Source organism: uncultured Clostridium sp., from assembly GCF_934754915.1.
Lineage (GTDB): Bacteria > Bacillota > Clostridia > Clostridiales > Clostridiaceae > Clostridium.
The window spans coordinates 1-11773 of sequence record NZ_CAKVKB010000105.1 but is presented as its reverse complement, the minus strand read 5'-3'; the positions used below and the strand labels follow the sequence as shown (position 1 = coordinate 11773).

Annotated in this window: 11 protein-coding genes; all 11 read right to left on the bottom strand. The window is 28.6% G+C overall.

Features of this window, described 5'->3' with window-relative positions:
• The coding region (locus tag Q0F58_RS13845) for an ABC-F family ATP-binding cassette domain-containing protein (RefSeq protein WP_294377631.1) at nt 1-1770 on the bottom strand (1770 nt) is incomplete at its 3' end.
• A gap of 219 nt (nt 1771-1989) precedes the next feature.
• Nucleotides 1990-2709: a hypothetical protein gene (locus Q0F58_RS13840; RefSeq protein ID WP_294377628.1), complete on the bottom strand. Its 720-nt coding sequence runs from the start codon at nt 2707-2709 to the stop codon at nt 1990-1992.
• A gap of 159 nt (nt 2710-2868) precedes the next feature.
• Nucleotides 2869-4803, bottom strand: a complete 1935-nt coding sequence (locus Q0F58_RS13835; RefSeq protein ID WP_294377625.1) for a DUF342 domain-containing protein — start codon at nt 4801-4803, stop codon at nt 2869-2871.
• A gap of 141 nt (nt 4804-4944) precedes the next feature.
• Entirely contained in the window at nt 4945-5517 is a 573-nt protein-coding gene (locus Q0F58_RS13830; RefSeq protein ID WP_294377622.1) for a hypothetical protein, read from the bottom strand.
• 113 nt (nt 5518-5630) lie between these two features.
• Complete coding sequence (fba, locus tag Q0F58_RS13825) at nt 5631-6494, bottom strand: class II fructose-1,6-bisphosphate aldolase (RefSeq protein WP_294377619.1); 864 nt, start codon at nt 6492-6494, stop codon at nt 5631-5633.
• Between the two features lie 246 nt (nt 6495-6740).
• A complete protein-coding gene (trpB, locus tag Q0F58_RS13820) occupies nt 6741-7916 on the bottom strand; it encodes a tryptophan synthase subunit beta (protein ID WP_294377617.1) in 1176 nt (391 codons plus the stop codon).
• A 178-nt stretch (nt 7917-8094) separates the two neighbouring features.
• A complete protein-coding gene (locus Q0F58_RS13815) occupies nt 8095-8763 on the bottom strand; it encodes a phosphoribosylanthranilate isomerase (RefSeq protein WP_294377616.1) in 669 nt (222 codons plus the stop codon).
• Nucleotides 8764-8774: 11 nt separating this feature from the next.
• Nucleotides 8775-9581, bottom strand: coding sequence for an indole-3-glycerol phosphate synthase TrpC (gene trpC, locus Q0F58_RS13810; protein ID WP_294377614.1), 807 nt, complete (start codon nt 9579-9581; stop codon nt 8775-8777).
• Nucleotides 9582-9649: 68 nt separating this feature from the next.
• Nucleotides 9650-10654 carry an anthranilate phosphoribosyltransferase gene (trpD, locus tag Q0F58_RS13805; RefSeq protein ID WP_294377612.1) on the bottom strand — a complete coding sequence of 335 codons (1005 nt, stop codon included), beginning with the start codon at nt 10652-10654 and terminating at the stop codon, nt 9650-9652.
• A 66-nt stretch (nt 10655-10720) separates the two neighbouring features.
• A complete protein-coding gene (locus Q0F58_RS13800; protein WP_294377609.1) occupies nt 10721-11302 on the bottom strand; it encodes an aminodeoxychorismate/anthranilate synthase component II in 582 nt (193 codons plus the stop codon).
• On the bottom strand, nt 11299-11773 hold a 475-nt coding region (locus tag Q0F58_RS13795), incomplete at its 5' end, for an anthranilate synthase component I family protein (RefSeq protein WP_294377606.1). The genes Q0F58_RS13800 and Q0F58_RS13795, both read right to left, overlap by 4 nt.

Genomic DNA, 11773 nt, shown 5'->3' with positions numbered 1-11773 from the left:
GTTTTGAAGTTTTTCTTCAAGTTTTGCAATGTCATCATCAATAGTCTCAAATTCTTTCTGTTCTTTAAAGGTAAATTTTGGCTTGTTTTCTTTAGTTTTTTCTTTTACACCTTTAGGTTTTGATTTTTCCTTTTCATCAAAGATAGATTCTTTTTCAGAAATATTTTCAATTTCTTTCGAAATTAAGAAGTCACTGTAATTTCCATTATAAGTCTTTATATTACCATTTCCTTCATATGAAAAAATTTTACTGCATATTCTATCCAAAAAGTATCTATCATGAGATACTACAACAACAACTCCAAGAAATTTATCAAGAAAATCTTCTAATATTTTTAATGTTTCAATATCTAAATCATTTGTAGGCTCATCTAATATTAAAAAATTTGGTGATTCCATAAGTACTCTTAAAAGGTGAAGTCTTCTTCTTTCTCCTCCAGATAATTTTTCAATAGGAGTATATTGCATATTTCCATCAAATAAAAATCTCTCACACATTGTAGATGCTGTTAATTTTGTTCCATCTTCTACAGGAATATATTCCCCACCTTCTTTTACATAATCTATAACTCTCATTTTAGGATCCATGCTAGTATTGTCTTGAGCAAAGCATCCTATTTTCACTGTGTCGCCTATTTCAATAGTTCCACTGTCTGCTTTGATTTTTCCTCTTAATATATTTACAAGGGTTGTTTTTCCAGCACCATTATGTCCTACAATACCGATTCTGTCATCTCTTAAAAATATGTAGCTGAAGTTTTTTATTATTGTTTTATTTTCAAATGATTTATTTATATCATAAAGTTCAACTATTTTTTTACCAAGTCTTGATCCTGCAAATGAAACTTCTATATCTTCCTGTCTTTTTATAGTTTCAGTATTTACAAGTTCATCAAATCTTTGAAGTCTGGCTTTTTGTTTTGTAGTTCTTGCTTTGGCACCACGTTTTACCCATTTAAGTTCATTTCGGATAAGAGCTTTTCTTTTTTCCTCCTGAACTGCTTCTGTTTCAAGTCTCTCCATCTTTTTTTCAAGAAATGATGTGTAGTTTCCAGGATATGAATAAAGGCTTCCTCTGTCAAGTTCTATTATTCTATTTGTAACTCTGTCAAGAAAATATCTATCATGAGTTATCATTAAAAGAGCTCCTTTTCTGCTATTAAGAAAATCTTCAAGCCATTCTATAGAATCTGAATCAAGATGGTTTGTAGGTTCATCTAAAATAAGAAGGTCGCATGGAGTTATAAGAGCACATGCAAGTGCAATTCTTTTTTTCTGACCTCCTGATAAATTTCCTACTTTTTCATTGAAATTGTTTATTCCAAGTTTTGTAAGAATTGTTTTAGCTTCACTTTCCATATCCCATAAATTTAAAGCATCTATCTCTTCTTGAAGTTTTATAAGCTTATTATTAAGACTTTCAAATTCGCTATCTTTGCACGATTCTATTTTATTAAGAAGATCTTCATATTTCATAAGAGTCTGCATCTCTTTAGTATTTCCTTTAAATACTTGTTCTATGACAGTTACATCATCATGAAAATCAGGATCTTGATCAAGAAATTCAATTCTTACATTTTTTCCTTTTACAATTGTTCCATCAAAGAATTCTTCTTTTCCACCAGCAATTTTCAGAAAAGTAGATTTTCCTGCACCGTTTATTCCTATAAGGCCTATTTTATCTCCTTCATTTATTCCTAAAGAAACATTTTTAAGTAAAACTTTTTCACTGTAGGTTTTGCTTATATTTTCTAATGTGATAATATTCATTGATTTTCGGCTCCTTTAATTTAAATGTCTAATTATTATTTTAGCATACTTATGAGTTAATCCCAAATAATCATTTAATTTTGTATTAAAAGCATAAAAAAATGCACATTCAAATAAGAAGTGCATTTAATATTGAATAATTTCATTTTAAAACTCTATTATTGCAAAAAATTCAATTAACCTAAGATAATTGAATTTTTTGCATATAGTTATATTAAATTATTTGTTATATATTATAGTTCCTGAATTGTTTCCATTTACCACTATAGAGTTATTATAATATATATTACTTGTTGTTGAATTTTTATCATTTTCAGTTTCTTTCTTTGAATTTTCAATATTAGTTATTTGAACATCCAAGTTTTTGAAGAAATTTATTAAATCACTTTCAGAATATGTTATAATTCCTTGATTTACATTACTTACAGAAGCATATATATCCATTCCTTCAGATGTAGCATAACAATCAAAATACACTTTGTAATTTCCACATGAACATATTACACCATTTGCATTCTGAGAATCTTTAAACCAGCCACATGCTGAATTTGTTCCATCAAAGTTTGGAGTTAATGCACCAAGTACTTCAGATATTGTTCTATTTATTCCAATATTAGAAAGATTAAAGTTTTTTACACAGTCCAATATATCATCTCTTTGTGAAGAGGTTCTGTATATAGTTCCAAGTTTTATATCATAACTTACCTGACTATAGTCAGTAGTCATTGGTGAATAGCAACTGTCACTAATGTAATTTGGAATAGCAGTTAAAGTAGGTGAACCAGATGGTGCAGTTATTGCTGTCTGATAAGCGTTATTTGGCGAAGGTGCTAATGGAAACACATATGATGAAGATGGAGTTGCAGCTGCATATACTGAAGTAATTGATAATGCACTAAATGTACATGAACCAATTACAAATTTTGTAATTTTATTCATAAATATCACTTCCTTTTTATTTTTAATTTCATAAATTTATAATATTATTTTCGTATAAATATGTTTAGTATTTATATTATTTTACTTAAATTTATCTTAATAATTAATTTTTTAAAGAATATTATGTTTATAATATTTTTAGAAGTTGTAAAAATTGTATTACAATTTTAATTTTTCAATTATTATTTCTCCAGACTTGTCCATATACACTTTAACATTTCTTGAGTCTTCATCTAAAGTTTTAGATCTCTTATCAAATGCAAAAATAGTATTAGCATATGCTATCTGAGCAGTTATAATTCCATGCTTTTTTACTTCTACTCTAGTGGATACTCCTGCAGAACTTCCAACAGTTCCAAGTTTAATATTCCCCTTAGCAGATATTAAACCTCCCCTTGCAACTGCATTGCTTTGAAGGAATTCTATATCTTTAAAAGCAATTAAATTTGTTACATATTCACCTTTTCCTGTTACGAATATACTTCCTGTTGATTTAACAAGAGAATCCTGAAGATATCCTACATAGATATCACTTTGTATTATCATGTCTTCATTATAATAATCTATTTCTTCTTGAATCAGATCTTGAAGATGCTCTAAATCTTTTATTCCTTTTATATTACATATATTAAGTCCCATTATTTTATTTCTTAAAAAATCAATAAGTTCATTATCTTCTTCATCATGCATTTTTATTGATCTGCTTATTATATTTAATGATAATTTTGGAATAATTTTATGTCTGTTTTCAATTAATAGTCGGGTAATATCACAAACTCTTTTTTTGCTGCTGGAAGATTCATCTAGTTTTATAACTTCTTCTATAAGTTTATTCATTTGCTCTTTGTAAGAAATGAGTATATCAAGATACTCCTTTCTTTCTATATCCACTTGGCCTGTGCGTATTTGAGAATTTATTATATTTCCATCTATACGTATTTCTCCACCTGCCATTACTTGTGCATTGTCAACGTCTTTTCTTATTATTATAGAATTTCCAGCCTTTACATTCATACCATAACCTACAGTACCACTTATTTCAACATCACCTACAAAGTTTATATTTCCTGATTTCATGTCTACATTTTGAATGTTGTAAACATTGCTTACATTAAAAACTCCATTTTTAGAAGAAGGTCTTCCACTACGTGTTGCAATGACTTTATTGTTTTCTATTTTGCATCCGTCACCTGCTTTTATAGGTCTGCTTTTTTGTGTTTTTCTCTTTATAATTTCATTCTTTATATTTCTACCATCTTCACCTTGTTCTTCAGGAGTTATCTCTGCAAGAATTTGATTTGCATTTATATTGCTTATTGAATAAGCATTCTTATAATCAATTCTGTCCATTGAATCAGTATTAAATTGAGACTTATTACCAAGTTCAAAAAATATCTTTACATCTTCAGGTTTATCATCAATAGGCTTTTTACCCCTTGCAATTATAAGTTTATCACATCCATTACCTCTAATTGCTTTTAATATATTTTCTTTAATTATTCCAAATTTAATTCCTGATTTTTTCAATTCATCTGTTATTTCAGATTCATTATATTTATTGGGAAATTCTAATTTTTCCCTAACAGCTTTTAATTTTAAATTTTCTGATGGTTCCCTATCTTTTAATCTATAGACATATTCTGGAGTATATGATAAATCAAGATATGCTTCCATAAAATCTTCAGACATAGTTATTGTAATATTTCTTGTTCCTTGTATTTTATCACTTTCAAATGTTATATTATCAAATTGTGTTACGTTATATTTTGTATTTTTTCTGCAAAGCTCTCCATTTATGTATAAATTTATTCCTATACATGATTCTATAATGAAATTCTTATTAAAATCATCATCATTATTTTCTACAATGATTTTTCCATTTTCAACACGTATTCCATTATTGTTTGTGGAAATATTCTTACTTTTATTATCATATGTTAAGTCGTCATCTCCTGAATTCTCAAATTGAGATGAATTTTCTGAATAGCGTTCTGCATCTAATGTATTTATTAGTTCTTCATCAGTTTTTTCATTTTTATTTTCAAAACGATTGTATAATTTTTTGGTAATTATTCCTTTTAATTTGCTATTCATAATTTTCAGCTCCCTTATTATTCCTTTTATTTCATTATATCATAAACGTTTACAGTTTTATATAGTATCAATTACTTTTTTTATTGTGACTAATTCTATTTTTCAGTATTAATACTTTTAGAAATAATTAAAAATATAGAATTAGTCATCTGTAACATTTTCATTACTTATATTATATAATATGCTAGCTCCTTTATAATTTAATATATATGCAACTAATTCTAATACTGAACCATAAAAAATTTCATTGTTTGCTGTTTTTGTCAATGTGAAATCTCTATTATCCACATTTTGTGGAAATCTTTGTAGTTTAATATAATCAATGCTTGTAATAATTATTTGACCATATAATTCAAATATTGCAGCGGCAAGTGCTGTTTTATCTGCATTAATGCCAGCATTTTCCCAAAGCTTTTCCTCTTTTTTTAGTTTTTCTTCCTCATTTATATAAGTTCCTGCATTTTTATCATAATTTCTTTTGGAAATACGATTTAGAATTATTTCAATTGCCTGATATGAAGCGGTATATTCAAGAAGATAGCCTATAGCAACTATAATCTGAGCTTGACTTTGACTGTATAATATTTGAAGATCCTGTAAATCTCTTAAGGTTTCATTAATATAATCCCAGTTAGAATTTTCTTGATTTTCTTCTTCATTTAAATCATCTTCAGTATAATAAAATTTATCATTGTTCTTTTCTATAAGCCTCACTCCTTATCTATTTACATTATATACATATAAATCTGTTTTGTGATGATATAAGTTCATTCATGATAGTAAAAAAGGTTTCTCAAAATATTGAGAAACCTTTTTATTAAATAATATTAAGCTCTGTTTATAGAACCGAATAATTCCATCTTTTCTTTAACAATAGTCTTAATAGCTTCAGTACCAGGAGCTAATAATTTTCTTGGGTCAAATCCCTTACCTTCTAAGTCTTTTCCAGCTTCAATGTATTTTCTTGTAGCTTCTTGGAAGTATAATTGACATTCAGTATTAACGTTAATCTTAGAAACTCCTAATGATATAGCTTTCTTAATCATGTCTTCTGGAATACCAGTACCACCATGTAATACTAATGGCATATTTCCACAAGCTGCTTTAATTTCTTCTAAAGCATTGAAATCAAGTCCTTCCCAGTTTGCAGGATATTTACCATGGATGTTTCCAATACCAGCAGCAAGCATAGTTACTCCTAAATCTGCAATTTGTTTACATTCCTTAGGATCTGCAACTTCTCCTCTACCTATAACTCCATCTTCTTCTCCACCGATTGAACCAACTTCAGCTTCTAAAGATAATCCTTTTCCTTTTGTAACTTTAACTAATTCTTTAGTTTTTTCTATATTTTCATCTATTGGATAGTGAGAACCATCAAACATAACTGAAGAGAATCCAGCTGCCATTGCTTTATAGCATCCTTCATAGCTGCCGTGATCTAAGTGAAGAGCTACTGGAACTGTTATATCTAATTCTTCTAACATTCCGTTAACCATTCCAACGATTGTTTTGTAACCACACATGTATTTTCCAGCACCTTCAGATACACCTAAGATAACTGGTGAATTATTTTCTTGAGCTGTTAATAAAATAGCCTTAGTCCATTCTAAGTTGTTGATGTTGAATTGACCAACAGCATATTTTCCTTCTCTAGCTTTATTAAGCATTTCTTTAGCTGATACTAACATTGTACGACCTCCGTATACTTGTATATTATTATATTAACTATAACGTAATAAGAAAAATTTATTGGTTTTAAGTTTACATAACCAATTCTTCTTTTCAATGCCTATTATACTCTAAAATTTCAAATCTGAAAACATAAAAATCAAATTTTTCTCTTAAGTCTGCAAAATTTTTCTGAAATTTCTTTATATTTTCCTTGCTATTTTCTTTCAATTTTATAATATAAATTACTGCAATGTAATATTAATTTATTTATTCTTTTTAAGATATTCTAAAATAGCATCCATATCCTTATCTCCTCTTCCAGATAAATTTACGATAATAATTTTATCTTTATCAAGGTTTGGAGCAAGTTTTCTTGCTTGTGCAAGTGCATGTGATGATTCTATTGCAGGAACTATTCCTTCTAATTTTGTAAGATATAAAAAGGCATCAACAGCTTCATCATCAGTTATTGCTTTATATTCGGCTCTTTTTGTATCTGCTAAAAATGCATGTTCAGGACCTACTCCAGGATAATCAAGACCAGCAGAAATTGAATATGCTTCGGCTATATTTCCATCTTTATCATGAAGCACATATGTATTCATTCCATGGATAATTCCAGTTTCTCCTTTTGTTATTGTAGCAGCAGTAAGTTCAGTATCAACGCCTTTTCCAGCTGCTTCAACTCCAATAAGTTTTACATCTTTATCTTCAACAAATGGATAAAAAATTCCTATTGCATTGCTTCCACCACCTACAGCAGCTAATATATAGTCTGGAAGACGTCCTTCTAATTCTAATATCTGTTTTTTTGCTTCATCACCTATTATTCTTTGAAAATCTCTTACTATTGTTGGATATGGGTGAGGTCCTACTGCTGAACCTAAAAGATAAAATGTTTCACTACAGTTGTCTGCCCAGTAATTAAGTGCTTCATTGACAGCATCATTTAATGTTCTTGTTCCACTCATAGCAGGTACTACTTCTGCACCTAAAAGCTCCATTTTTTTCACATTTAAGGCTTGTCTTTTCATATCTTCTTCACCCATGAAGACTTTACATTCCATTCCAAACTTAGCTGCAACTGTAGCTGTTGCAACACCGTGCTGGCCTGCACCTGTTTCTGCTATTATTTTCTTTTTGCCCATTCTTTTTGCTAAAAGAACTTGTCCTATAGCATTATTGATTTTATGTGCACCTGTGTGGTTTAAATCTTCTCTTTTTAAATAAATCTTTGCTCCACCTAAATCTTTAGTCATGTTTTCTGCAAAATATAAAGGACTTGGTCTTCCTGTATAATAATTCAAATAATACATATATTCATCCCAGAAAGCTTTATCATTCTTTGCCTCTTCATATGCTGCTTCCAATTCATTTAATGCTTTTAATATGTTTTCTGGAACATATTGCCCACCATAATCGTTAAATCTACAACTCATTTTTTTCTCCTTATATTTAAGTTATTATATATAATATATTTTAAACCAAAAGACTTAAAATATATTGAAATTATATCATATTTTTCCTTAAAAATATTTATTTGAAATATATTTTTATAATTTAGAAAAATCTTCTGTTATTAACTTTTCTTTTAAACAGTACATTATGATTAATAGCTTAGACCTGTATTTCTCTAATATTTTGAATTAATTTTTTCATTTTTTCAAATGATTTCATTCTTATATTATTATCATTCATTTCCTCAACCCCAGAAGATACATCAACTCCCCATGGGGTTATTTCTTCAATTTTTTCAAGTACATTTTCAGGAGTTATACCTCCTGCTAATATGAAGTTAAATTTACTATTGTAATTTTTAAGCAGTTTCTTTAATGGTAAAAGAGAATATGTTTTTCCACTTCCAGGATTTGAACCATCAATTAAAATATTATCAATTAGAGTACTTTTATTAATTCCTAAATAACATGAAATATAATCAGTTAAAAGAGTTTCATTACTGATTGAAAGAGCCTTCCATATTTCGGGAGTTGAATAAGTACATTTTCTGAGTTTATTTACAAATTCAAAATCTTCATTTCCATGAAGCTGTATGATGTCCAGTTTTACAGATTTTAAAACATCAGTTATTTCATCAATTGAATTATCTTTAAATACTCCTACACATTTAATTTCATCATCTAATTTTTCTATAAGATTTTTGGCTTTCATTTTGCTTATCTGACGTTTGCTTTTTGCAAATACAAACCCTATGTAATCAGGTTTTAAAATATTTAAATATTCAATTTCCTTTTCACATGTTATTCCACAGATTTTAATTTTAATCATTAAAAATACCTCTAATTAATTATTTTCTTTACTTCATTTTTAAATTCATTATTATCAATATTTCGCATAAAGAATTCCCCAATAAGCACTCCATTTACACCATAATTTTTAATAAATTTAAGGTCATCAATACTCATTATTCCACTCTCAGATACAAGTATTTTATCTTCAGGCACATAATTTTTAAGTTCAGCAGTTGTTTCAAGAGAAACATTAAAAGTTTTTAAATCTCTGTTATTTATACCTATAACATCACAATCATATTTTAAAGCGAGATCCAATTCCTCTTTATTATGAACTTCTACTAAAGGTTGGAGATTAAATTTTTTTGCTTCTTCATAAAATTCTCCAAGTTTTTTACCTAGAACAGCTGCAATAAGAAGTATTCCATCAGCTCCTAATACTTTGGCTTCATAAATTTGATAGAAATCTATAACAAAATCTTTTCTTAATATTGGAGTCATAGATGCCTTTCTTATCTTTTTTAAATATTCATCACTGCCTTTAAAATAATCTTCTTCTGTAAGTATTGAAAATGCTCTTACTCCCATGCATGTATAATAAGATAAAATATCCATTATCTTAAAATCTTCTGATATTATTCCTTTTGATGGAGAAGCTTTTTTAAATTCTCCAATGACAGAAAGACCTTCTTTTAAAAGTGCATCTTTAAATGGATTTATATAATTTTCTTTGTGTTGTTCATTTTCAGAATTCACTATATCAAGTGCATGATTTTTTACTTCACTTATTGGTATTTCATTTTTTCTTTGTTCAACTCTTGCTTTCTTTTTGGCAACAATCTCATCTAAAATCATATATACTCCTCCAGTTTTTTAATTTTACAATGATTTAAAGTCTATTTGCTATAAATGCTATTCAATTATTACATTATAAGTTCTTCATATTTTTCATATGCTTTTTTACTATCTATTAATTCAGCTGCTTTTTCTATTCCCTCTTTTAATGAATCAACTATTTCAGCAGCATAAAGTGCTGCGCCACTGTTTAATACTACAATATCTCTCTGAGGTCCTTTTTTACCCTTTAATACATCTTTTATTATTTGTGCATTTTCTTTGGGAGTTCCACCTTGAATATCTTCTGGAGAAGCTAATGAAATTCCAAAATCCTTTGGATTTAATTTATATGTTTTTAATTGTCCTTCATTTAATTCACATACATTTGTAGTAGTTGTTGTTGTTATTTCATCAAGTCCATCATCACCACATACAATCAAGGCCCTGTTTAATCCTAAATTTTTCAAAACTTTTCCTGCACTTTCAAGAAGTGAAGCATCATATATTCCCATAAGTTGTCCAGTAAGAGGTGCTGGATTTGAAAGTGGCCCTATCATATTGAAAATAGTTCTTGTTCCAAGTTCTTTTCTCTCTTTAGCTACATTTTTCATTGCTCCATTATATTGTGGTGCAAAAAGAAAAGCCATTCCTTTTTCCTGTATGATTTTAGCACTTTCTTCTTTAGTATAATCAGTTTTTATATTTAATTCAGTAAGTACATCTGCACTTCCACTTTTGCTTGAAACAGCTCTATTACCATGTTTTGCCACTTTAGCGCCGCCACTAGCTGCAACTATTGCAACTGCTGTTGATATATTGAATGTTTTTCCTCCATCTCCTCCAGTTCCACATGTGTCTATAAGATTTTTAGGATTTTTTATTTCAACTGGAGTAAAATTATCACGAAGGGCTTTTACTGCTCCTAAAATTTGTTCAGGTGTTTCTCCATTTACTCTAAGTCCCATAAGAAATCCACCAATTTGACATGATGTAGCTTCTCCTCTCATTATCTGATTAATAACATCTCTTACATCATTTTCACTTAATACTTCTCTTGATGCTAATTTTTTTATTGCTTCTACTATTAACATTTTTTATATCCCCCTTTTTCAATTGCCAATATATATTTTTATATTTAATTTTATATATTTTAATGATTATATTTCTTCATGACATATATTAATAACAAAATTACTTATGATATGTTTTCCTTTTGGTGTATAAATTGATTCTGGATGAAATTGAAGTCCATAAACATCATATTCTTTATGTTTTATTGCCATTATTACATTATCTTCTACAGTTGAGCCAATAACCTCAAGGCATTCTGGAAGAGATTTGTTTTCAACTACAAGTGAATGATATCTCATAACTTCGATTTTTCGTGGAATACCTTCAAATATTTTCTTTCCTTTTACAGAAATTTTTGAAGTTTTTCCATGATAAATTTCATCAGCTCGTACTACTTTTCCGCCATAGGCCTGTGCAATACTTTGATGTCCAAGGCATATTCCAAGAATCGGATATTTATCTCCCAGTTTTTGTATTACATCTATTGAAATTCCTGCATCATCAGGAGTTCCCGGTCCTGGTGAAATTACAATTCCATTTGGATTCAGTTTTTTTATATCATCAATTGTAAGTGCATCATTTCTTATTACCTTAACTTCTGCAAATTCTCCTATATATTGATATAAGTTATATGTGAATGAATCGTAGTTATCTATTAAAAGTATCATCTTAAAGCCTCCTTTAATGCCATTAACTTGTTTTGAACTTCCTCAAATTCTTTTTCAGGGACAGAGTCATAAACAACACCTGCACCAGCTTGAAGATATGCAGTATTGCCCTTCATTACTATTGTTCTTATTGCAATTGCCATATCTGTATCTCCTCCATAAGAAAAATATCCTACAGAGCCTCCATATACATCACGTCTATATTCTTCAAGTTCTTCTATAATTTCCATAGCTCTTATTTTAGGAGCTCCTGATAATGTTCCCGCAGGAAGACAAGTACTTAATGCTTCAAATCCATCAATATCTGGAAGTGTTTTTCCTGTAACAGTACTTGTTATATGCATTACATGTGAAAATTTTTCAATCTTCATAAAATCTTTTACTTCAACTGATCCAATTTCACTTATACGTCCTATATCATTTCTTGCAAGATCAACAAGCATTACATGTTCAGCAAGTTCTTTTTTATCT